Genomic DNA, 21,434 nt, shown 5'->3' with positions numbered 1-21,434 from the left:
GGGGTACGCCAGATGGACTTCGGCGTCGTGTTCCAGTGTGACCCGCCCGGCCGGGAGCTGGTGTCGCTGGCCCAGCAGGCCGAGCAGGCCGGCTTCAGCCATGTGTGGACGTTCGACTCACACGTGCTGTGGCAGGAGCCGTTCGTCATCTACAGCCAGATCCTCGCCGCCACCTCGTCGGTGACGGTCGGGCCGATGGTGACCAACCCCAGCACCCGGGACTGGACCGTCACCGCGTCGACGTTCGCCACCCTCAACGAGATGTACGGCAACCGTACGGTCTGCGGCATCGGCCGGGGCGACTCGGCGGTCCGGGTCCTCGGTGCCCGCCCCACCACGCTCGGCGAACTGCGCGAATGCGTCACCGTCATCCGTGACCTGGCCGCCGGGCGGACCGTACGCTACCGCGACCGGGACATCACCCTGCCGTGGGTCGACGACGGTGTGCTGGAGGTGTGGGTCGCCGCGTACGGGCCGAAGGCGCTCGCCCTGGCCGGCGAGGTCGGCGACGGCTACATCCTGCAGCTCGCCGACCCGGACATCGCCGCCTGGATGATCGGCGCGGTCCGGGCCGCCGCGCAACGCGCCGGCCGCGACCCGGACGCGGTCACCTTCTGCGTCGCCGCCCCCGCCTACGTCGGCGACGACCTGGCCCACCAGCGGGAGCAGACCCGCTGGTTCGGCGGCATGGTCGGCAACCACATCGCCGACATCGTCGCCCGCTACGGCGGCGACGGCAGCGCGGTGCCGAAGGTGCTCACCGACTACATCGCCGGCCGGCAGGGCTACGACTACGCCGAACACGGCCGGGCCGGCAACACCCACACCGACTTCGTACCCGACGAGATCGTCGACCGGTTCTGCCTGCTCGGCCCGGCCGACGAGCACCTGCGGCGGCTCGCCGAGCTGCGGGAGCTCGGCGTCAACCAGTTCGCCGTCTACCTGCAACACGACGCCAAGCAGGAGACCCTGGCCGCGTACGGCGAGCAGATCATCCCCGCGTACCGCCGGGTGGTCGCGTCTTGACCAGCGGTCCGACCAGCGGCTGGGCCCGCCGGGCCGGCGTCGCCGGGGCCGCGCTGGGCGCGCTCGCCCTGGCCGCCGCAGTCTGGGAGGGCTACAAACTGGTCGGCGACCCCGACGGTACGGACCTGTTCGGCGTACCGCTGCTGCCGCGCGCCGACGACGCCGCCATGCCGCACCTGGCCGACGTGGTCGCCGGCCTCGGCGACGTCGACATCGCCGCCGGGCAGCCGGTGTGGCGGGTCGTCGTCGACGCCTGCCTGTTCACCCTCGGGGTGACCGGCGTCGGGTTCGCCGCCGGCACCCTGGTCGGGCTGATCCTGGCGGTGGCGATGCAGCGGCTGCGGATCGTCGAGCGGGGACTGCTGCCGTACGTGGTGCTGTCGCAGACCGTACCGCTGGTCGCCCTCGCCCCGGTGATCGCCGGCTGGGGCGGGCGGCTGTCGATCGGCACCTACCCGTGGCAGCCGTGGATGTCGGTCGCGGTGATCGCCGCGTACCTGGCGTTCTTCCCGGTCGCCGTCGGCATGCTGCGCGGCCTGCAGTCGCCGCCGGCCGCCGGGGTGGAGCTGATGCGCAGCTACGCGGCCGGCTGGTGGCGCACCCTGTGGAAGCTGCGGGCCCCGGCGGCGCTGCCGTACCTGTTCCCGGCGTTGCGGCTGGCCGGGGCGGCGGCCGTGGTCGGCGCGGTCGTCGGGGAGATCTCCACCGGCACCCGGGGCGGCATCGGCCGGCTGATCCTGGAATATTCGCGGCAGGCGACCAGCGCCCCGGCGAAGGTGTACGCGGCGATCCTCGGTGCCGCCGCGCTCGGCCTGGTCGTGGCCGCCACGGTGACCCTGCTGGAGGTCGGGCTGACCCGGCATCAGCGACGGGTGGCGGTGACCGGATGAGCAAGGAATCCGCTGTCGAGATCACCGGGGTCGACAAGGTCTTCAACGCCGGCCGAGCCGACGCGGTCACCGCGTTGACCGGGGTGGAGCTGACCATCGGCCGGGGCGAGTTCGTGTCGCTGATCGGGCCGTCCGGCTGCGGCAAGAGCACCCTGCTGCGGCTGATCGCCGACCTGATCACGCCGACCGCCGGCACGGTCACCGTCAACGGCAAACCCGCCCGGCAGGCCAGACTGGACCAGGAGTACGGCATCGCCTTCCAGCAGGCCGGGCTCTTCGACTGGCGGACCGTGCGGCGCAACGTGGAGCTGCCGTTGGAGCTGCGCGGGGTGCGGCGGGTACAGCGGCGGAACCGGGTCGACGAGATGCTGGCCCTGGTCGGGCTGGCCGACTTCGCCGGCCACTACCCGGCCCAGCTGTCCGGCGGCATGCAGCAGCGGGTGGCGATCGCGCGGGCGCTCGCCGTACACCCGCCGTTGCTGTTGATGGACGAACCGTTCGGTGCCCTCGACGAGATGACCCGCGAACGCCTGCAGGACGAACTGCTCGGCATCTGCGCCCGCACCGCGACCAGCACCGTCTTCGTCACCCATTCGATCTCTGAGGCGGTGTACCTGTCCGACCGGGTGGTGGTGATGTCGGCCCGGCCGGGTCGGATCACCGCCATCGTCGACGTCGCCCTCGGCGAGCGCACCGAGCAAACCCGGCAGTCGGCGGAGTTCTTCGCCGCCGTCACCGAGGTCCGCCGGGCGCTGCGCGGCACCGGCGCGCCGGCTGCGGATGCGGCGGTGTCGTGACGGTGTTGCGGGCGGCCGGGCCGCCGGTCGCCGTCGGGCTCGCCGGGCTGGCGCTGTGGGAGGCGACGGTACGGCTGGGCCGGGTCGCCTCGTACGTGCTGCCGTCGCCGTCGGCGATCGCCGAACAGTTCTGGGTCAACCGTACGGTGGTGCTGACCGCCGGGTTGGCCAGCGGCACCAACGCTCTGATCGGCCTGCTCGCCGGGGCGACGCTCGGGGTGCTGGTGGCGTTGGCGGTGAGCCGGCTGCGGCTGCTCAGCGAGGTGTCGGTGCCGCTGGCGGCGCTGGTCAACGCGCTGCCGATCATCGCGCTCGCCCCGGTGCTGAACAACATGTTCGACGCGGCCAGCAGCGTGCCCCGGCGGATCGTCGTCGGCCTGGTCGCGTTCTTCCCGGTCTTCGTCAACACGCTGCGCGGGCTGCGCCAGGTGCAGCCGATCCACCGGGAGCTGATGGACAGCTACGCCGCCAGCGGATGGACGTTCGCCCGGGTGGTCCGGCTGCCCGGCGCGCTGCCGTTCGTCTTCACCGGGCTGCGGCAGGCGTCGTCGCTGGCGGTGATCGCGGCCGTGGTCGCCGAGTACTTCGGCGGGCTGCAGGACGGGCTGGGGGCGCGGATCACCTCGGCGGCGTCACTCACCGCGTACCCCCGGGCCTGGGCCTTCGTGGTCGGCGCCTGCCTGCTCGGCCTGGTCTTCTACCTGGCGACCCTGCTGCTGGAACGCCTCGCGATGCCATGGCGCACCGGCCAGACCCCGTGACCTCTGCCTCCCCTGGCGCTCCCGTCCGCGCGCCGCAGTCCCCCGCTCCATCATCGCGACCAGGAGGAACACGAAGATGAGAAGACTGTTGGCCGCCGCGGCGGCGTTGACGGGTGCCGCGCTGCTGATCAGCGCCTGCGGTACGGCGGACGAGGAATTGGATGCCGGTGGTGGTGCCACCGACGGCACCACCACGGTGAAGGTGCAGTTGCAGTGGTTCTTCCAGGCCCAGTTCGCCGGCTACATCGCGGCCGTCGAAAAGGGCTTCTATGCGGAGGAAGGGCTCGACGTCGAGCTGCTCGAAGGCGGGGTGGACATCGTCCCGCAGACGGTGCTCGCTCAGGGGCAGGCCGACTACGCGATCGCCTGGGTGCCGAAGGCGCTCGCGTCGCGGGAACAGGGTGCTGAGATCACCGACGTGGGGCAGATCTTCGCCCGCTCCGGCACCTACCAGGTGGCGTTCGCCGACTCCGGCATCAGCGTGCCGGCGGATCTGCGCGGCAAGAAGGTCGGCAACTGGGGCTTCGGCAACGAGTTCGAACTGTTCGCCGCGATGACCCAGGCCGGGCTGGACCCGGGGTCGGATGTGACCCTGGTGCAGCAGCAGTTCGACATGCAGGCGCTGCTGCGCGGCGACATCGACGCCGCCCAGGCGATGAGCTACAACGAGTACGCGCAGTTGCTGGAGGCGGAGAACCCGGACACCGGTGAGCTGTACACGCCGGACGACTTCACCGTGCTCGACTGGAACGAGGTCGGGACCGCGATGCTGCAGGATGCCATCTGGGCCGACACCACCAAGCTCGACGAGCCGGCGTACCAGGAGCAGACGGTCAAGTTTCTCACCGGCACCATCAAGGGCTGGGCGTTCTGCCGGGACAACCCGGAGGAGTGCCGGGATCTCTCCGTCGCGGCCGGGTCGACGCTGGGCGCCAGCCACCAGTTGTGGCAGGTCAACGAGGTCAACAAGCTGATCTGGCCGTCGACCGGCGGGATCGGGCTGATCGACGAGGCGGACTGGGCCCGTACGGTCGAGTTGTCGCTGGCCACGAAGAACCAGGACGGCCAGACGGTGCTGACCGCCGAGCCGGAGGGGTTGGCCTACACCAACGACTACATCGAACAGGCGCTCGAAGCGGCGAAGGCCGACGGCGTCGACGTCACCGGGGCCGACTTCACCCCGCTGACCGTGACCCTCAACCCCGGCGGCGCCTGAGCGCCCACGACCTGCGGAGTTGACGAGAACGTAGGCGCCCATCAGTACGGTGAACGGGCCGGTGGCGACCGCCATCGGCCCGGCCGTCGATCCCGTAGGCGTCCTCCGTCGAGGCAGGGTGGTGGTGCCACCCGGGTTTCTGGACTACGCGACGTCCAAGCGGACGTTCCCGATTCGCGCAACTATGTCGAGGTGCCCGCCAAGGCCCGTGACGTAGGCTCTCAGTGACTCGAGGTTCGTGGCCTCACCGTTCTCGATCTGGCTGATGCGCGCTTGCGACAGACCCGCAGCCTCGGCCAGCTGCACCTGGGTGAGGCCCAGCTGCTTTCGGATCTCGGCGAGCTGGGCACCGCTCACGGAAGCCAGCATCTGCTGACGCATCGCGGCGCGTTGGGCAACGCGGTCAGGGCTGTCCCACTCAGGGTCGGCCGCCCGCGCCTTGGCTTTGACGTCTCGCCAGTTCGTCGGACTCACTCGTCCTCCTTGAGTAGCCTCAGGTGCTCGTCGAACCTCGCATCGGCCAGCGGGATCGCCGTCTCGTACCAGTCCTGCCACCGGCCAGATTTATCGCCCGCGACGAGAAACACCGCCTCCCGAAACGGATCGAAAGCGAAGATCATCCGGATCTCCGAACCGCCAGTCGATCCCGGTCGAAGCTCCTTCATGTTGTGGAACAGGCTGCCTTTGAGGCGATCCACAAGCGGTCTCCCAGAGCCGGACCGTGCTCGGCCAACAGGTCCACGGCTTCCGCCACCCGGTCGGCGGTGACCGGGTCGGTCCGGCAGAGTTCGATGAACCATGCTCAACTTCGGGATGTAACGACACCTCCCACACGACGTGATTATAAGCCAAGCTTATTGTGACACGTCCGCCGAGTCCGGCCGCCCGGGCGGCCGCGATGGCGACGTTCGGGTTGTGCTGCGGCATCGCAGTGGTAGTGCCCTGGCTGGCCGGCCAGGCTCGGGTCGTGACCCCGATCGCTGCCATGGCGATCGGGCTGGTCACGGTCTTCGACAGCCTCACCAATCGGATGGGCGCGGCGGACGCCACCTTCAACACCGCGGTGCTGGTGATGGCGGTGACCGTCGCAGCCGGCCGCTTCCACGACCTGAGCCCGGACACCGGTCCGACACCGCCCCCGGAATGGAGCTTGCTCCTCACCGGCACCGCCCTTGTGGTGATCGCCATCTGGGGCGCCCGGTACGCCGTGTCACCGGCGATACGTTGGACGCAGGCCCTCACCGGACTCGCCGGCGCACTGGCCGGCCTCGGCGCATTCGCCGGCCTCTGAGCACGACGACCGAGCGCCGATCGCTTGCCCGCCAACGCCCCATGATCAGTTGACGAGAAACCAGGCGACACGCCGGCCCCGTCCTGGTTATTCATCAACTGATCTTGCTAGCCAAGCTCTGGCCAGCACCGGTTCAGTGGGGCAGTTGAGTGGTGGTCAGTTCGCCGCAGCGGGGGCACCAGCGACTCTTCACCTTGAACGAGAACAGCCCGGCGAGGTAGCCAAGCAATACGGCACTGGTCAGGGCACAATAGTCCACGGTCAGCTACTTTCCACTGGGGTTTGGAATGGGGTCGGGCTGGTGGTTGCCGCCACCGGCCCGACTCCGGCTCGCAGAAACGGCGGACGGGTCTCTTTACGGATGCGCGGCCGGGCAGGGGTTGGCACCGTTGGGCGGCCGGTGGCGTTGCAGCACACCGGGGCGGGTCAACGCCGACTTGTAGACGCCGATCGCAACCATCCGCCCGTCCCGACCCGCCAACATGATCGTCGCGAGGATGCCGACCACTGGTGATTCGGCGTCGTCCAGGCCGTACCGGATGTCCGAGACCCGGACCGTCATCGACCGATCGCCGAACACCCAGTCGGCCTTGCCAAGATGCAGCGTGTCACCGACCCGCAGAAGATCACCGTCGGCCATCAGTCGTCCCGCCCGTCCTCTACGTACCCGTCCGGCCACAACCCGGCGTACTGCAACACCGCCCGCACCCGACGCGCCTTGACCTGATCCCACCGGTCCAGCACGGCCAACGCGCTCGTGAACGGCGGGCAGAACGCCGCCACATCACACACCCGGCACTCAGCCAACCGACTCGGCATGTGCTCGGCCACCGTTTCCCGAGCACGGTCCAACACGTCCGCGCCTGGCCGGTTCCGCATCGCCGCCGCCACCTCATCCAGCACCGCCTGCTCGGCGTCAACAGCCGGCCGCTCGGCATCCGGCGCAGACGCCACCCCACGCGCGGCCAGCAGCCGGAAACGCGGATGACTCCCAATGTCCGTCTGCCCCGGCGTCCGGCGCGGCAACGGCGGCCGGTTCAGCGTCGGACCTTCATTGCGAACGACGTACGGCAACCCGCCATACCTACTGCGAGGGCTCTGGTTCCTGGTCAAGAGCTTCTCCTTCGTGGGGAGGACTGTTGAAGGATCTGTTGTGGACTCTTCCTGTGTGGAGGGGATGCCGGGACCTCTGCGTCAGGTAACTAGGGACGTTCATAAACGTCCCAGGAGTGATCAACCATGAACACAGCGCTGCACGTGGCGATGAGCCGGACCGGCATGACACCGGCGACCCTGGCCGGCAAGGTCGGCGTCGACCCCAAGACCGTCGCCCGGTGGATCGGCGGTCGCGTCCCTCACCCCCGCCACCGGTCGCAGGTCGCCCAAGTGTTGAGAGAAGATGAAGACGTGATCTGGTCTGGCTTGGTCAAACGCGGATACGACCGGGAGATCCGCGCCGCATGGCCGACACGCTCAGCCGTCCCCCGGGAACTGTGGAACGATCTCGTCCACCGCGCCACGTCCCGCATCTGGTGCGCCGGCTACACCTCCTACTTCCTCTGGACCGAGGTCCCCGGCATCACACCCACCCTGCGCAACAAGGCCGTATCCGGGCTCGACCTGCGCTTCCTCCTCGGCCGCAAGGACTCACCCGTCACCCGAGACCGCGAACGCGTCGAGGACGCCGCCCTGTCGATCTCCACCCGCATCGACATCACCACCGCCGAACTGGCCAAGATCGAACCCACCCCACAGGTACGCCACACCGACCGCCACATCAGCCTGTCCGTCTGGATCTTCGACGACGAAGCCCTCGTCAGCACCCACCTCGCCGACCAACTCGGACACGCCTCCCCCACTCTGCACATCCGCCGCCGCAGCCCAGGCGGCCTCTTCGACCAGTACGCCAACCACGTCGAACACCTCTGGGAAGCCGCGACCTCACCGGCGACGACCGCCTGACGGCAGGGGTGAGCGAGCCACATGAGCTTCAGCGCCTACGCCCGGCACGTACGCGATCCAGCACTACCCCATCGACGCCGCGTCTCAGCGCTCCGATCCTGCGTACAGCTGTACCGACCGATCGGCTTCCACGCGACCCTGGGCTTCCTCCGACTCGCGGCCGGGCCATACGAGCAGGACGAAGCGGCTCTGCTCCGCGCCCTTGACCTACTCAGCGCCAGCCGAGCGGGCTGGCATGCCGAGCTCCGCGAGTACGCCACCCAGCGTCGCGCTGCCAAGATGAAGGGGCAGCGGAGCCCGAAGCCAAAAGATCCGAATCCGAACCACGGCTCCCGACACTGGTACGGCGCACCACAGCAAGCAGCCCTACACGCCTTGACGTTCTGGAAACGCAGGCACATGCCCACACTGCTGGCCTGGCAAGATCCGATCGCCGCAGAAGTCGACTCCGCCGTCACCGCCTGCCTCGCAGCAGAAGGAACACTCACACCTGCCGAACACCAGCGGCTCATCAGCGCCATCGATGCGCTTCAACAACGCGTTGCGACACACCAGTGGCATGACGACCCTGTTGCCTACTTCCGGACACGAAACCTGCTCACGGTCGCACAGTTCGTCGAGACAGCCGCCTATCCGTCTCAGCGTCAATCAGCACCAGAATCGGAGGAAGCGACCGGGAGGCAACCATGACAGAACCAGGCTGGACCAGCAGCTCAGACCCGTACCTCGTCGCGCAGCAGCACGACGCGTGGTCCGTCGAGGCCGCCGGCCGGGGACGGGTCGGCACCCAACAGCTACTCGGCGTCGAGACCGTCAACGCGGACACACAGGTCAGACGCGCACTCGGACTCGCCGCCGGCGAACGAGCCGTCGTCCGCCGCCGACTCATCCTCGAAGACGACCGGCCCGTCGAACTCGCCGACTCCTACTACCCGGAACCCATCGCCGCCGGCACCCCACTCGCCGACAACCGCAAGATCAAAGGCGGCGCGGTACAGGTCCTCGCCGGCCTCGGACTCACACCCCACCAGGTCAGCGAACACGTCACCGCACGACGGCCGACCGATCACGAACAGGAACTACTCGACATCGCCGCCGACGAACCGGTCCTGGTCCTCACCCGCATCAGCCGCGCCGCCACCGGCCAACCCGTCGAGTACGCCGTCATGCGCACGGTGACCAGCCGCTCCACCGGCCACACCTACCAGATGCAGGTCCCCACCGCATGACCGACGAACCCGACAACCCTGCCGTTGCAGGGCAGCAAGAGTCAGCACCATGATCGAGGGCGGTCCGGCGCGTCCAACAGTCAGTCGACCAGGTCGGCGCGGGGGTCGATCACCCAGTGGTGCGACCGGATGACACGGTCGGCGAACGGCACGCTGGTCTCGCCGAGCAGGGTAAAACCGAGGCTACGGCAGACGCCGTTCGACGCGGCGTTGGTCACCGCCGGATAGGCGTGCACGGTGCCCCAACGGCCGTCTGCGGCAGCCCGGCGCAGCAGCGCACGCGCCGCCCACCTGGCCAGCCCTCGGCCCTGGAACTCGGGCAGCACCATCCACCCGATCTCGGACACCGGCCCGTCGTCGAGGTCATGGGTCCACAGAGCCACCGAACCGGCGACCATGGCCGGGTCGGCCGCGTCCGGCACGATCATCTTGATCCACTGGGTGTCGGCGGCCGCCGACTGGACATCCCGCTTGACCTTGGCCGCGATGCCGTCGACCGGCAGCGGCCCGCCGAGGTCGGCCATCATCACCGGGTCACAGCGCATCCGGACGTACGCGTCGACGTCGTCTGGCCGTACGTCGCGCAGTAGCACGCTGACTCCCCTACTTGTCGAGCACCGCCTTCAGGCTCGCACACCGTACGCAATCATGGCGACGCAGGTCATCGTGCTCAACGGCGGGTCCAGCGCCGGCAAGTCCGGGATCGTCCGATGTCTCAAACACCTGTTGCCTGACCCGTGGATCAGCTTCGGCATCGACGACCTGATCGATCGGCTGCCGCCGACCATGGTGACGTTCGGCGCACAGGGCGAGGTCATCCTCGGCGACGGCTTCGACGAGCTGCAGCACGCCTGGCGGGTGGGCGTCGCGGCGATGGCGAAAGCCGGGGCGCACATCATCATCGACGAGGTCTTCCTCGGCGGCGGTGCCTCCCAGGAGCAGGCCCGTCAGTATCTGGACGGTCTGTCCGTGCTGTGGGTCGGGGTGCGGTGCGCTGCGGACATCGCGGCGGCGCGGGAGATCGCCCGTGGTGACCGGGTCATCGGGATGGCTTCAGCACAGGCCGAGATCGTCCATCAGGGAGTCGAGTACGACATCGAGGTGGACACCAGCCACCTGGAGTCGCTGGACTGTGCCCAGATGATCGCCGCGCGGGTGATCGCCACGCCGGATGGCTGACCGGCTCAGCCCTTCGGCTCTGGAGGTTCGACGTACCTGACCTGGCTGATCTGCGGCAGGTGCAGGAGGACGTCAACGGATCGACCGAGGTCGTCGAGCGCGAAGTAGTGCCGCTCGTCCTCGTCGGGGCGGTACATGCCGGAGATGACCCGTACGGCGTGCCGGCCGGCCAGCCATCGCCCGACCGCGTCGGGTTTCGGCGCTACGGTCAGGTTGACCGCGTACCCCGCGCCCAGCCTGGCCGCGACGTGGTCGAGGGTCTGGTCCAGGCTGCCGTAGCGGGGTGTCGGCAGGTGGATGTCCCGGATGCGGCCGGAGCCGAAGGTGGTCAGCACGCAGCGGTAACCCGTCCCGAGGCGCTCGCGGAGTCGGGAGCCGAAGCTGGTCCCCCGGGCGGCCAGGTGACCGATCCCGTCCCAGACGACGGCTCGCCGTCCGGTGGCCCGCAGGTGTTCGACGAGCTGGTCTGCGGCGGCCGTCTCTTCGTCGTCGCCGCTGCGGCCTCGGCTGAGTGGGGCGGCATGGAATCGCACGATGCGGTCCAGCGCCGCGAGTGCACGGGTCGCGGCGTCGGAGCCGGGGTCGAGCACGGCCGCCGTCGCGGTACGGGCCTGCCGGGCCAGGTCGACGAAGGGCTCGCCGGTCCACCTGCCATGGGCGCGTTCGACGTGTTCGCCGCCGTCGTGCGCGACCCGGATCGTCGCCAGCAGCGCCGATATCCGCTCGTGGTCGCGGGTGCCCGCCGTCAGAGCGAGGACCCGGTCGTAGTCGGCGAGCTCCGCCGTGGGACGGGTGATGCCGCGGATCTCCACCTGGTCTGCCGGGTGGGTGGCGTTGTGGGCACGCAACCAGATCAGTGCGCGGCGCAGCGACTCGGTGCGCCACGGCCCCCAGGCGTCGGCGAGGATCGCCTCGGGGCCGTTCGTCGACCGGTCTCTGGCCCTGGCCCAGTGATCGAGCCGCTCGCCGATCTCGGTGGTGTCCTGCAGGACGACGGTACGCACGCCCCGGGTCACCAACGCCTGGAGCAGGTCGACCTGCAGCTCGCTGACCTCGACGCTTTCGCGGGTCGTCGGCGCGAGTCCGATGACCGTCGGCGTATCGGCCGCCTCGTGGTCTGCCCGGTGCGGCAGCAGGCCGTCGGCGATGTCGGTCACGACGTCCCGCCACGGGGTGTCGCCGTACGGCCGCATTGGTCGGACCTGTGCGGACAGCCAGTCGACGACCGCCGCCAGTGCCCCGACGCTCATCGGAGGCTCCCCTCGGCGGCGGGGGTGCGCCCGACGCTGAGTGCCCCGGCCAACTCGGCCAGCATCCGGGCGCGGGACTCGACATCGCCAGCCCTGGCCGCGTACCGGCCGTCAGCGACCTGCTGCGGGGAGAGGTGCAGCGACGTTCCCACTGGCCGCATTCGCAGCTCCTCGGTTACCTGGCGCAGCTGCGCCACGGCGCGGCCGCCGCCGGACATCCCGTAGCCGACGAAGGCCACCGGCTTGTCGGCCCACTCGGCGTACAGGTGGTCGAGGGCGTTCTTCAGCACGCCGGGGAAGGAGGCGTTGTACTCGGGGACAACCATGACGTACGCGTGGTAGCTGGCGATCGCGGCGGCCCAGCGGCGGGTGGTCTCGTGTTCGTAGCTGCCGAAGACGGCGGCGAGCGGCTCGCCCAGCATTGGCAGGTCGAAGCCGGCCAGGTCGACCACCTCCAGGCGGAGCTCCGGCTGGCTGCGGTCCGATGCCACCCATTGGGCGATGGCGGGCGACCGCCGGGTGGGGCGGGTGCTGCCGGCGATCACGCCGACCCGCAGCGGTCCGCTCGGCACGGTGACGTTGTCCGTTTCCATGCCATCGACGCTAAAACTTGAACATTGGTTGAAGTCAAGCGACGATGCGTCCCATGTCCAACGCCATCACTTCCCCTGCGACGCTGACCGTGGGTGAGGTCGCGGCTGCCAGCGGAGTCGCCACCTCGGCCATCCGGTTCTACGAACGCCAGGGACTGCTCACCTCGGTCCGCACCAGCGGCAACCAGCGCCGTTACGACGAGTTCGCCCCTTGCCTGGTGCGGATCTGCCGGGTGGCCCAACGGGTCGGGCTCAGCGTGCAGGAGATCGTCGCCCTGTTCGCCGCCCTGCCGGCCAGCCCGACCGACGCCGACTGGCAGCAGCTCACGCGGGCGCTCGTCGCCGAGGCGGAGCGACGCATCGCCGAACTGCACGACGCGCTCGACGACATCGCCTCCGGCGAACCGCTCTGCAAGCTACCGGCGGGCGGACGCGCGCGCTGAATCCACGAGCCGGTTACCCGGGCACCAGGTGGTAGCCGACGCCTCGGACGGTGCGAACCCGTGGCCCGTTCGGCAGCGCTGCGAGCTTGCGCCGCAGTCGCTTCACCGTGGCATGCAGCGCGGCCCGGTCGCCCAGATAGGCCCCGCCCCAGACCGCCTCGAACAGCTGCCGGTACGTCCACAGCCGCAGCGGTGGACCGGCCAGCCGTAGCAGCGTCTCCCGCTCCAACGGGGTGAGCGCCAGTGCCTCGCCGCGCCAGGTGACCTCGGTGGAGACCGGGTCGAGCAGCAGGTCACCGAGACGGGTCAGCCCGGTCCGCGACGGACCGACAGCAGACGGACCGGCCGCCGCCGGCAACCCGTCGGCCGCTGGAGACGCATCAGCCGCTGACAGCAGCATGGTCCGCAGCTCGGTCAGAGTGTTGACGACCAGCACCGCACCGAGGTCGTCGACGCGGGACACCAGCCGCTCGCGTACCGCCGGGTCCGTCGACACGCACACCACCAACGGCACCTCGCCACCCGTCACCGCGTCTCCCCCAGTGTGTCCCCGCAGGTCAGCCAACCGGGTGGACCGGCCCACGTCAACGTCCCCGTGGGAGCCCTCCCAGCGGCGGGCGCTGTCCCGGTATTGCCCGACGATTGCCCATCTTGGTGCTTTCACCTGGTCATCGGCGCACCGAGCATGGCCGGCAGGCGAGATCCGCCTGTCACCACTGTGAGGAGAACGATGATCCATCCACCTGGACGGACCGGCCCGCCACCAGCGGGTACTCGGTACGCCACCGCGATGCTGGCGATCGTGCTCGCCGTCACCACGGCAGCCGCCCCTGCCGCGTCGGCGGCCCCGATCGGCGGCAACGGCGACGCCCCGGCGGCGGTCAGTGCCGAACTGCTGGCCGACCTGGCCGCCGACGGCACCACCAGCTTCATGGTCTACCTGCGGGAGACTGCCACCCTGGACGCCGCAGCCCGGATCAGCGACCGGACCCGGCGCTCCACTGTCGCGTACGAGCAGTTGACCGAGGTTGCCGAGCGCAGCCAACAGGGGCTGACCGCCGACCTGACCCGGCGCAAGGTGCCGCACACCAGCTTCTGGATCGCCAACGCGGTGCAGGTCACCGGGGACCGGGCGCTGGTCGACGCGATCGCCGCCCGGCCGGAGGTGGCGCGGGTGGAGCCGGTGCGCAGCCATGAGCTGATCGAGCCGGTCACGCAGCCGGCCGCCGCCGACGATCCGCAGACCCCGTGGGGGGTGGAGCAGATCGGTGCGCCCCGGGTCTGGTCGGAGTTCGGCGTACGCGGCGAGACCGTGGTGATCGCCAGCATCGACACCGGAGTCCAGTTCGACCATCCGGCGCTGGCCGCCAGCTACCGGGGGAACCTCGGTGACGGCGCATTCGACCACGACTACAACTGGTTCGACCCGTCCGGGGTGTGCCCGGACGCGACGCCCTGCGACAACCAGGGGCACGGCAGCCACACCGTGGGCACGATGGTCGGTGACGACGGCGCCGGCGCCCGGATCGGGGTGGCGCCGGGGGCACGGTGGATCGCGGCGAAGGGCTGCGAGTCCCGCAACTGCTCCGACCCGGCGCTGCTGGCCGCCGGCCAGTGGGTGCTGGCGCCGACCGACCGCAACGGCGAGAACCCGCGCCCCGACCTGCGGCCGGACATCGTGAACAACTCGTGGGGCGGCGGCCAGGCCGACCCCTGGTACGAGCAGGTGATCACCGCGTGGCGGGCGGCCGGGATCTTCCCGGTCTTCTCCGCCGGCAACGAGGGTCCGGCGTGCAACACCGCCAGCTCCCCCGGCGACTATCCGAGCGTCTACACCGTCGGCGCGCACGACGTCGACGACACGATCGCCGGCTTCTCCAGCCGGGGCGCGTCCGGGGTGGATGGCCACATCACGCCGGACATCGCCGCTCCCGGCGTCGGCACCGTTTCGGCGCTGCCGGGCAGCCAGTACGGCACCGCCGACGGCACGTCGATGGCGGCGCCGCACGTCGCCGGCACGATCGCGTTGCTGTGGTCGGCCGCGCCGGCGCTGCGCAACGACTACGACGCGACGGTCGCGTCGCTGGACCGTACCGCGATCGACGTCGACGCTACCGAATGCGGTGGCACCGTGGCGGACAACAACCTGGCCGGCGAGGGTCGGCTGGACGCGTACCAGGTGGTGGCGCAGTCACCGCGCGCGCAGACCGGCCGGCTGACCGGCACGGTGACCGACGCGGCGGACGGCTCCCCGGTCGCCGGGGCGACCGTGACGGTCGCCGGGCGCAGTGTGCAGACCGGACCGACCGGCGGGTACGCGACGTACCTGGCGGCCGGCACCCATACCGTGACCGTCTCCGGGTTCGGCTGGGCCACCCGGACGCTGACGGTGACCGTCGGCACCGTACCGGTGGTCCTGGATGTCGCCCTCGACGCGGTGCCGCTGGTCACCCTCTCCGGTCGGGTCACCGACGGCTCCGGGCAGGGCTGGCCGCTGTACGCGCGGATCGAGATCGCCGGCCGGCCGGGCCACCCGGTCTTCACCGACCCGACCAGCGGCCGGTACGCCGTCCAGGTGCCCCGGCACGGCACGTACCAGTTGACGGTGACCGCGCTGTACCCCGGCTACCGGACGGTGACCACCGAGGTGGCGGTCGGCGGCCAGGCCCGGAGGGCGAACCTGGTGGTGGCGGCGCACATCGCCTGCACCGCCCCCGGCTACACGGCCGACACCGGCGCCACGGTCTTCGCCACCGACTTCGCCACCGAGCCGGCCGGCTGGACGGTCGTGGACCGCACCGACGGCGGCGGCTGGACCTTCACCGACCTCCACCAGCGGGGCAACCTGACCGGTGGTGCCGGCGGGTTCGCCATCGTCGACAGCGACGGCCACGGCGTCGGCCGCAGCCAGGACACCCTGCTGCACACGCCGATGATCGACATCTCGCAGATCGCGGCACCGGTGCTGCGGTTCCGCACCGACGCGTGGATCGCCGGCAACGGCGACGTCGCCGCGGTCGACGTCTCCACCAACGGCACCGAATGGGTCAACGTCTCCCAGGTGACCGAGAGCGTACGCGGGCCGCGTCTGGTGGAGATCCCGCTGGCACCGGTGGCCGGTGCCGACCAGGTGCAGGTCCGGTTCCGCTACCGGGGCGGGTACAGCTGGTGGTGGCAGGTCGACGACGTGGCGATCGTCGACCGCACCTGCACGCCGGTCGACGGCGGGCTGATCGCCGGGTTCACCAGCGATGCGAACACCGGGACGCCGGTGGTCGGGGCGCGGGTCGCCGACCCGCAGCGCCCGGACGAGTACGGGACGTCGGTGGCCACCCCGGCCGATGAATCGGTGCCGGACGGGTTCTACTGGTTCTTCGCCGGCGGGGCCGGGCAGCAGCGGTCGTTCGTCGCCGAGGCCGCCCCGTACCAGCAGCGGAAGCGGACCGCGTCGGTGATCGCCGGCGGTGCCCGGCGGGTCGACTTCGACCTGCGCAGCGGGCAGTTGGCGGTCTCCGGCACACCGGTCGCGGCGGAACTGACAGCCGGCGGCAGCGGCAGCGCCGAGTTCACCGTCCGTAACACCGGGACCGCGCCGGTGACGGTGCAGGTGCTGGATCGGCCCGCGCTGGCGGCCACGCCGCCGCTGTCCGGGCAGCCGCCGTGGCAGCGGTTGGCCGACGCCCCGGCCGGGCTGTCCGACAACGCCGCCGTGGTGCTCGACGGCACGGTCTACTCGATCGGCGGCGGCACCCACCTGGGCACCACCCGGCAGGCGTGGGCCTACGACCTGGTTGCCGACAGCTGGCAGCGGCTGCCGGACCTGCCCCGGGACCGGGGCAAACCGGCGGTGGCGGCGGTCGACGGCAAGGTGTACGTGTTCGGCGGCTGGGACACCGAGTTCCGGCCACAGTCGGCGGTCGACGTGTTCGACCCGGCGACCGGGGCGTGGCAGACCCTCGCTGGGGTGACCAACCCGGTGCCCCGGGCGGCGGCCGCGGCGGTGGTCGTCGAAGGGCTGATCTACCTGATCGGCGGCTGCCGCGACGACCTGTGCCGGGCGTCGGCCGACGTGCTGGCGTTCGACCCGACGACCGGCACGTTCCGGGCCCGCGCCGACTACCCGCACGAGGTGGCGTGGCATGCCTGCGGGGCGATCAACCTGCGGATCTACTGCGCGGGCGGGTACAGCCACGACGGCGACTACGCCGACACCCTCGCCTACGACCCGGACACCGACCGCTGGTCGGCCCGCGCGGCCATGCCGGAGCACGTGACCAGCATGGCGTACTCGGTGGCCGCCGGCCGCCTGGTGCTGGCCGGCGGCATGCTCTCCGGCGGGGAGATCACCGATCACACCATCGGGTACGACCCGGTGGCCGACGTCTGGCAGGAGCTGGCCCCGACCGGGCAGGCCGCGTCCCGGGGTGCCGGGGCCTGCGGTGGGCTGGCGATCGGCGGCATGTCGCCGCAGTGGGCGGCCCTGCCGTCGATCTCCCGATGGTCCGCGGCGGACGGTTGCGCGCCGCCGGCCGAGGTGCCCTGGCTGCGGGTACGCCCGGCCAGCTTCACGCTGGCGCCGGGTGCGTCGAAGGCCGTCACGGTGCGGTTCACCGCTGACGCCGCGACCGGGGTCGACGGGCCCGGCCGGTACACCGCCACGCTGGCGCTGCGGGCGCAGACCCCGTACCCGGTGTTGACGGTGCCCGTGGGCTTGACGGTGCGGCAGCGGTAGGTCGTACCCGGTGAGTTGTCCGGGGTAGCTGGTGCGGGGCGGCGATCCATCGACGCCGCCCCGCACCGCCGGTTGTCGGTACGGCACGAGACGCCACCGGCCATTAACCAGCTCGTTGCTGCACCGCAACCGTACGTTGCGGGAACACCCAGCTACCCCGGATAGTTTCGGCCTCCATGCGTGTCAGCCCGCCCCTGCGTAACAGCGAGCAGGAGGCGCCTACCCAGGCGGCCTCGCCGCGCCCGACACGCGAGCGCAGCCCGTACATCGATGCGCTGCGGGCGTTGGCGATCGTGCGGGTCTACCTGCTGCACACCCTGTGGCTGACCTGGCTGCCGCTGGCGTTCCCGGCGATGCCGGTGATGTTCGCGCTGGCCGGCTACCTCACGGCCGTGTCGCTGGACCGAGGTACGCCGCTGCGGGTGGTCGGCTCGCGGCTGCGCCGGCTGCTGCCACCGCTGTGGGCGCTCGCCGCGGTCGCCGTACCGCTGATGGTCCTGGTTGGTTGGCGGCCCAGCCTGCTGGACGTCACCTGGTGGGTGGCGCCGCTGCGCAACCCGCCGTCCAGCGAGTGGGGCGGGCCGTTCTCCCTCGGGCTGTGGTACATCCGCGCCTACCTGTGGCTGGTGCTGTTCTCCCCGCTGTTGTGGTGGGCGTTCCGCCGGTGGCCGGTCGGCACACTACTGACCCTGCCCGCACTCGCCGTACTGCTCTCCTCCCCGCTGGTCGACCTGCAGATGAACCCGGTCACCGACGTGTTCTGGTCCACCGCCGCTTACGGCACCTGCTGGCTGATCGGCTACGCCCGGCACACCGGACTGCTGGACCGGGTCCCGCTGCGGTGGTACGCGCTCGGCGTCGGCGCGCTGGCGCTCGTCGCGATGATGTGGCTGGCCGAGCGGGGCGAGGACGACCGGCTCGGCGCGCTGGTGTGGGGCTGGGCAGCGGTGCTGTTGCTGATGCGGGCCCGGCCCCGGTTGGACTGGCTGGCGCAGGTGCCGTGGCTGGCCCGGCTGTTCCGCATGATCAACGCCCGCGCGGTGACCGTCTACGTCTGGCATCTGCCGGTGCTGTACGCCGCCAGCGGGCTCCTCACTCTGACCGGTCTCTACGCCGGTAAGGCGGCCATCCTCGGCGTCGGCACCGTGCTGCTGGTCGGCGTGGTGCTGGCTTTCGGCTGGGTCGAGGACCTGGCCGCCCGCCGCCGCCCGTCACTGCTACCACCCAGTTGACGCCGCGCACCAGTCGGCTGACTCCGTTCGTCGCCGGGCCGGCGGAATGCGCCCCGGTAGGCGTACGGGCTGGTGCCGACGATCCGTTTGAAGCTGTCCCGGAACGCCGTCGGTGAGCCGAAGCCGACCCGACGGCTGATCTGTTCGACCCCGTCGTCGGTGGCTTCCAGCAGGTGCTGGGCCTGCCGGATCCGGGCCTCCTGCAGCCAGCGCAGCGGCGCGACTCCGGTGTGTTCGCGGAAGCGTCGGTGCAGGGTCCGTGGGCTCATCCCGGCCCGGTCGGCGATCCGGGCCAGCGTCAACGGTTCGGCCGCCTGCTCACGCAGCCAGTTCAGTAGCGGCTCGATCGCCGGCTCGGGCGGGCCCGGTGGTGACTGGGCGGGGATGAACTGGGCCTGCCCGCCGCTGCGTTCCAACGGCATCACCGACAGCCGGGCGGCGTCGGCGGCCGCCGCTGAGCCGTGGTCGCGCCGGACCAGATGCAGACACAGGTCGAGGCCGGCGGCGGCCCCGGCGGAGGTGAGGATCTGCCCGTCGTCGACGTAGAGCACGTCCGGGTCGACCCGTACGGCCGGGTAGCGGACGGCCAGGTCGGCGGCGGCACGCCAGTGGGTGGTGGCCGGTCGGCCGTCGAGCAGTCCGGCGGCGGCCAGGACGAACGCGCCGGAGCAGATCGAGGCGATCCGGGTGCCGGCGTCGGCGGTGGCACGCAGCGCGGCCTGCACCGGCTGCGGCACCGGGGCCGACAAATCGGCGCAGCCGGGGACAATCACCGTGTCGGCGGTGGCCAGCGCGGTCAGGTCGGCGGCGGGTCGCAGGGTGAACGCGCCGGCGTCCACCTCGGCGGTGGCCGCGCAGACCACCACCTGGTACGCGGCCCGGCCGTCGGGCAGCCGCAGCCGGCCGAACACCTCGATCGGGGTGGACAGGTCGAACGGGATGACCCCGTCGAGGGCGAGGATCGCGATCCGGTGCACGTCGACGACGGTACGCCGACTGTGGCGAGAATCCGTTGACCTGTGTCCTTCCTGCCACTCCTCGCGTCACGAAACCACCCATACCGTCGCGTCGTGACGAAATTTCTGCTCTCCGTACATGTGCTCGCAGCGATCGTGGCGATCGGCCCGGTGACCGTCGCAGCCAGCATGTTCCCGGCCGCCGCCCGGCGGGCGATCGCCGACCCGCGCGACGCCGCCGCCCACACGACCCTGCGCACGCTGCACCGGATCTGCCGGGTGTACGCCGCCGTCGGGATCGTCGTGCCGGTCTTCGGCCTGGCCACCGCCACCAGCCTCGGGGTGCTCACCGACACCTGGCTGCTCGTGTCGATCGCGCTCACCGCGATCGCCGCCGCGCTGCTGGTGCTACGGGTCCTGCCCCGCCAGCAGATGCTGCTGACCGGGATCGACGCTCCCGGCACCCAGCCGGAGCCGACGGCGACCGCAACAGGGGCAGCGACAGGGGCAGCGACCGCGAGTACACCGACCACCGCGCCACAGCGGCTGGCGGCGTACACCGGGGTGTTCAACCTGCTCTGGGCGACGGTCACGGTGCTGATGATCGTCCGTCCCGGCTCGACGACCGGGGTGTGAGGATGTCGGGCAGTCTGCGGCTGTTGCGGATCGCCGCCGGAGTCGAGATCACCACTCTGATCGTGATGCTGGCCAACCTGGCCACGGTGCACTGGTCGGCCGTGTCGTCGCTGCTCGGCCCGACCCACGGGGCGGCGTACCTGCTGGTGGTCGTCGCCACCGCGCAGCAGCCGGCCGCGCCGGCATCGACCCGGCTACTCAGCCTGCTGCCCGGCGTCGGCGGCCTGCTGACGCTGCGGGCACTGGCCGCGCACCGTCGACCGGCACCGGACGCACCGGCGCGGAGTTGAACGGCACCGGCCCCGTCAGCGGAGTGCGTCGTCGGCGAGCCGGGCGTGCACGCCGACGACGCCGTTGACGATCTGCGTCACCCGCACGTCGACGACGACGCTGGCCAGGGCGACCGCGTCGCCCCGGGACAGCCCGTGCCGGCGGGACAACAGGGTTATCATCGCGTCGAGCGCGTCGGCCGCCGCAGCGTCGAGGGTGTCGCCCAGGCCGAGGGTCAGCCAGGCGCCGTCGACCCGGGCCACCGGTCCGGTCAGCGGCTGGTCGTCGATCAGATCGAAGGTGAGCTGGACCCGGTCCATCGGGCATTCGATCGCCGTACCGCAGATCTCGCCGTCGCCCTGGGCAGCGTGGCCGTCGCCGACGGAGAACAGCGCACCGTCGACGGTGACCGGCAGCAGCAGGGTGCTGCCGGCGACCAGGTCCTTGCAGTCCAGGTTGCCGCCGCAGCGCCGGGGCGGGATCGTCGAATGCTCGCCGGGCTGCGCGGGCGGCATGCCGAGCACCCCGAGGAACGGCCGCAACGTCACGGTGTGACCGAGCTGGTTACGGCCGGTGCCGGCGGCCGGATCCAGCTGCCAGGTGTGCACCGTCTCGGTGCCGGCGATGCCGTACCGCTCACTGTGTGGGGTCAACGCGCTGCCGGCCAGGGTGGTGCCCCACTCGGCCGGCAGTACCTCGTCGATCCGTACCGACAGGGTCGTCCCGGGCCGGGCGCCGCGCACCGCGATCGGCCCGACCAGCGCATGACCGAACCCCGGCCGGTACGCCGCGTGCCGGGGCCGCTGGTCGTGCGGCCCGCCGGCGTACGGACCGGCCGACCACCAGCAGTCCAGGGTACGGAGGGTGACCGTGTCGCCGGGGTCGATGGTGAGCACCGGCGGAAAGTCGGGTGAGAAGTAGCCGTGCAGGGTCCGGGTGTTCGGCTCCAGGGTGTGCCGCATCGCCGCAGG

Annotated in this window: 24 protein-coding genes and 1 pseudogene; 15 read left to right on the top strand and 10 right to left on the bottom strand. The window is 71.1% G+C overall.

What is annotated here, in order from left to right; all coding sequences use genetic code 11:
* The first annotated feature begins 12 nt into the window (after window positions 1–12).
* The 5 genes from O7621_RS16665 to O7621_RS16645 all read left to right on the top strand — a co-directional run bounded on the left by O7621_RS16665 (window position 13) and on the right by O7621_RS16645 (window position 4,690).
* A complete protein-coding gene (locus O7621_RS16665) occupies window positions 13–1,026 on the top strand; it encodes a TIGR03842 family LLM class F420-dependent oxidoreductase (protein ID WP_282230117.1) in 1,014 nt (337 codons plus the stop codon).
* On the top strand, window positions 1,023–1,916 hold the full coding sequence (locus O7621_RS16660; RefSeq protein ID WP_282230116.1) for an ABC transporter permease subunit: 894 nt from the start codon (window positions 1,023–1,025) through the stop codon (window positions 1,914–1,916). The genes O7621_RS16665 and O7621_RS16660 overlap by 4 nt, the downstream gene beginning before the upstream one ends.
* Window positions 1,913–2,713: an ABC transporter ATP-binding protein gene (locus O7621_RS16655; protein ID WP_282230115.1), complete on the top strand. Its 801-nt coding sequence runs from the start codon at window positions 1,913–1,915 to the stop codon at window positions 2,711–2,713. The genes O7621_RS16660 and O7621_RS16655 overlap by 4 nt, the downstream gene beginning before the upstream one ends.
* Window positions 2,710–3,474 (top strand): ABC transporter permease, encoded by a 765-nt coding sequence (locus O7621_RS16650; protein ID WP_282230114.1) that lies wholly within the window; start codon window positions 2,710–2,712, stop codon window positions 3,472–3,474. The genes O7621_RS16655 and O7621_RS16650 overlap by 4 nt, the downstream gene beginning before the upstream one ends.
* A 76-nt stretch (window positions 3,475–3,550) precedes the next feature.
* A complete protein-coding gene (locus O7621_RS16645; RefSeq protein ID WP_282230113.1) occupies window positions 3,551–4,690 on the top strand; it encodes an ABC transporter substrate-binding protein in 1,140 nt (379 codons plus the stop codon).
* Between the two features lie 144 nt (window positions 4,691–4,834).
* On the opposite strand, the gene O7621_RS16640 is transcribed toward O7621_RS16645, so the two are convergent.
* Together O7621_RS16640 and O7621_RS16635 are read right to left on the bottom strand one after the other, a co-directional pair.
* Window positions 4,835–5,164, bottom strand: coding sequence for a helix-turn-helix transcriptional regulator (locus O7621_RS16640; protein ID WP_282230112.1), 330 nt, complete (start codon window positions 5,162–5,164; stop codon window positions 4,835–4,837).
* Window positions 5,161–5,388 (bottom strand): type II toxin-antitoxin system RelE/ParE family toxin, encoded by a 228-nt coding sequence (locus O7621_RS16635; RefSeq protein ID WP_282230111.1) that lies wholly within the window; start codon window positions 5,386–5,388, stop codon window positions 5,161–5,163. Before O7621_RS16635 ends, O7621_RS16640 begins: the two co-directional genes overlap by 4 nt.
* Window positions 5,389–5,549: 161 nt before the next feature.
* Between O7621_RS16635 and O7621_RS16630 the strand changes: the two genes are divergently transcribed.
* On the top strand, window positions 5,550–5,981 hold the full coding sequence (locus O7621_RS16630) for a hypothetical protein (protein WP_282230110.1): 432 nt from the start codon (window positions 5,550–5,552) through the stop codon (window positions 5,979–5,981).
* A gap of 355 nt (window positions 5,982–6,336) precedes the next feature.
* On the opposite strand, the gene O7621_RS16625 is transcribed toward O7621_RS16630, so the two are convergent.
* Both O7621_RS16625 and O7621_RS16620 read right to left on the bottom strand, forming a co-directional pair.
* On the bottom strand, window positions 6,337–6,621 hold the full coding sequence (locus O7621_RS16625) for a hypothetical protein (RefSeq protein WP_282230109.1): 285 nt from the start codon (window positions 6,619–6,621) through the stop codon (window positions 6,337–6,339).
* Window positions 6,621–6,935, bottom strand: coding sequence for a hypothetical protein (locus O7621_RS16620; protein WP_282230108.1), 315 nt, complete (start codon window positions 6,933–6,935; stop codon window positions 6,621–6,623). Before O7621_RS16620 ends, O7621_RS16625 begins: the two co-directional genes overlap by 1 nt.
* A gap of 285 nt (window positions 6,936–7,220) precedes the next feature.
* Here O7621_RS16620 and O7621_RS16615 point away from each other — a divergent pair, with 285 nt between their 5' ends.
* The 3 genes from O7621_RS16615 to O7621_RS16605 all read left to right on the top strand — a co-directional run bounded on the left by O7621_RS16615 (window position 7,221) and on the right by O7621_RS16605 (window position 9,172).
* Window positions 7,221–7,943, top strand: coding sequence for an XRE family transcriptional regulator (locus O7621_RS16615; protein WP_282230107.1), 723 nt, complete (start codon window positions 7,221–7,223; stop codon window positions 7,941–7,943).
* Window positions 7,944–8,342: 399 nt separating this feature from the next.
* Window positions 8,343–8,633: a hypothetical protein gene (locus tag O7621_RS16610; protein WP_282230106.1), complete on the top strand. Its 291-nt coding sequence runs from the start codon at window positions 8,343–8,345 to the stop codon at window positions 8,631–8,633.
* Complete coding sequence (locus O7621_RS16605; RefSeq protein WP_282230105.1) at window positions 8,630–9,172, top strand: UTRA domain-containing protein; 543 nt, start codon at window positions 8,630–8,632, stop codon at window positions 9,170–9,172. Before O7621_RS16610 ends, O7621_RS16605 begins: the two co-directional genes overlap by 4 nt.
* A gap of 80 nt (window positions 9,173–9,252) precedes the next feature.
* On the opposite strand, the gene O7621_RS16600 is transcribed toward O7621_RS16605, so the two are convergent.
* Window positions 9,253–9,765, bottom strand: coding sequence for a GNAT family N-acetyltransferase (locus O7621_RS16600; protein ID WP_282230104.1), 513 nt, complete (start codon window positions 9,763–9,765; stop codon window positions 9,253–9,255).
* 55 nt (window positions 9,766–9,820) lie between these two features.
* On the opposite strand from O7621_RS16600, the gene cpt reads away from it, so the two are divergent.
* On the top strand, window positions 9,821–10,351 hold the full coding sequence (gene cpt, locus O7621_RS16595; RefSeq protein ID WP_282230103.1) for a chloramphenicol phosphotransferase CPT: 531 nt from the start codon (window positions 9,821–9,823) through the stop codon (window positions 10,349–10,351).
* Between the two features lie 5 nt (window positions 10,352–10,356).
* Here the strand turns inward: cpt and O7621_RS16590 are convergent, their stop codons facing one another.
* Both O7621_RS16590 and O7621_RS16585 read right to left on the bottom strand, forming a co-directional pair.
* Window positions 10,357–11,601, bottom strand: coding sequence for an erythromycin esterase family protein (locus O7621_RS16590; RefSeq protein WP_282230102.1), 1,245 nt, complete (start codon window positions 11,599–11,601; stop codon window positions 10,357–10,359).
* The gene (locus O7621_RS16585; RefSeq protein ID WP_282230101.1) at window positions 11,598–12,194 is read right to left on the bottom strand and encodes an NAD(P)H-dependent oxidoreductase; all 597 of its coding nucleotides are present in this window, start codon (window positions 12,192–12,194) and stop codon (window positions 11,598–11,600) included. Before O7621_RS16585 ends, O7621_RS16590 begins: the two co-directional genes overlap by 4 nt.
* A 53-nt stretch (window positions 12,195–12,247) precedes the next feature.
* On the opposite strand from O7621_RS16585, the gene O7621_RS16580 reads away from it, so the two are divergent.
* Complete coding sequence (locus tag O7621_RS16580; RefSeq protein WP_282230100.1) at window positions 12,248–12,637, top strand: MerR family DNA-binding transcriptional regulator; 390 nt, start codon at window positions 12,248–12,250, stop codon at window positions 12,635–12,637.
* A gap of 13 nt (window positions 12,638–12,650) precedes the next feature.
* On the opposite strand, the gene O7621_RS16575 is transcribed toward O7621_RS16580, so the two are convergent.
* On the bottom strand, window positions 12,651–13,166 hold the full coding sequence (locus O7621_RS16575) for a winged helix-turn-helix domain-containing protein (protein ID WP_282230099.1): 516 nt from the start codon (window positions 13,164–13,166) through the stop codon (window positions 12,651–12,653).
* A 201-nt stretch (window positions 13,167–13,367) separates the two neighbouring features.
* Between O7621_RS16575 and O7621_RS16570 the strand changes: the two genes are divergently transcribed.
* Together O7621_RS16570 and O7621_RS16565 are read left to right on the top strand one after the other, a co-directional pair.
* Complete coding sequence (locus O7621_RS16570) at window positions 13,368–17,369, top strand: S8 family serine peptidase (protein ID WP_282230098.1); 4,002 nt, start codon at window positions 13,368–13,370, stop codon at window positions 17,367–17,369.
* 176 nt (window positions 17,370–17,545) lie between these two features.
* Window positions 17,546–18,478: pseudogene (locus O7621_RS16565) on the top strand (acyltransferase); the annotation flags it as partial.
* Here the strand turns inward: O7621_RS16565 and O7621_RS16560 are convergent.
* Entirely contained in the window at window positions 18,478–19,578 is a 1,101-nt protein-coding gene (locus O7621_RS16560; RefSeq protein WP_348775243.1) for a helix-turn-helix domain-containing protein, read from the bottom strand. The pseudogene O7621_RS16565 and the gene O7621_RS16560 overlap by 1 nt on opposite strands.
* 93 nt (window positions 19,579–19,671) lie before the next feature.
* Here O7621_RS16560 and O7621_RS16555 point away from each other — a divergent pair, with 93 nt between their 5' ends.
* Both O7621_RS16555 and O7621_RS16550 read left to right on the top strand, forming a co-directional pair.
* Entirely contained in the window at window positions 19,672–20,193 is a 522-nt protein-coding gene (locus O7621_RS16555) for a hypothetical protein (protein ID WP_282230096.1), read from the top strand.
* Between the two features lie 2 nt (window positions 20,194–20,195).
* Window positions 20,196–20,483: a DUF3817 domain-containing protein gene (locus O7621_RS16550; RefSeq protein WP_282230095.1), complete on the top strand. Its 288-nt coding sequence runs from the start codon at window positions 20,196–20,198 to the stop codon at window positions 20,481–20,483.
* Between the two features lie 15 nt (window positions 20,484–20,498).
* Here O7621_RS16550 and O7621_RS16545 read toward each other — a convergent pair whose 3' ends face one another.
* The gene (locus tag O7621_RS16545) at window positions 20,499–21,425 is read right to left on the bottom strand and encodes an acetamidase/formamidase family protein (protein ID WP_282230094.1); all 927 of its coding nucleotides are present in this window, start codon (window positions 21,423–21,425) and stop codon (window positions 20,499–20,501) included.
* Between the last annotated feature and the right edge of the window lie 9 nt (window positions 21,426–21,434).

The sequence above is a fragment of the Solwaraspora sp. WMMD937 genome (genome assembly GCF_029581175.1).
In the GTDB taxonomy this organism is placed as follows: Bacteria; Actinomycetota; Actinomycetes; order Mycobacteriales; family Micromonosporaceae; genus Micromonospora_E.
The sequence above is the reverse complement of the archived record's forward strand: the minus strand, read 5'-3'. Positions and strand labels throughout refer to the sequence as shown.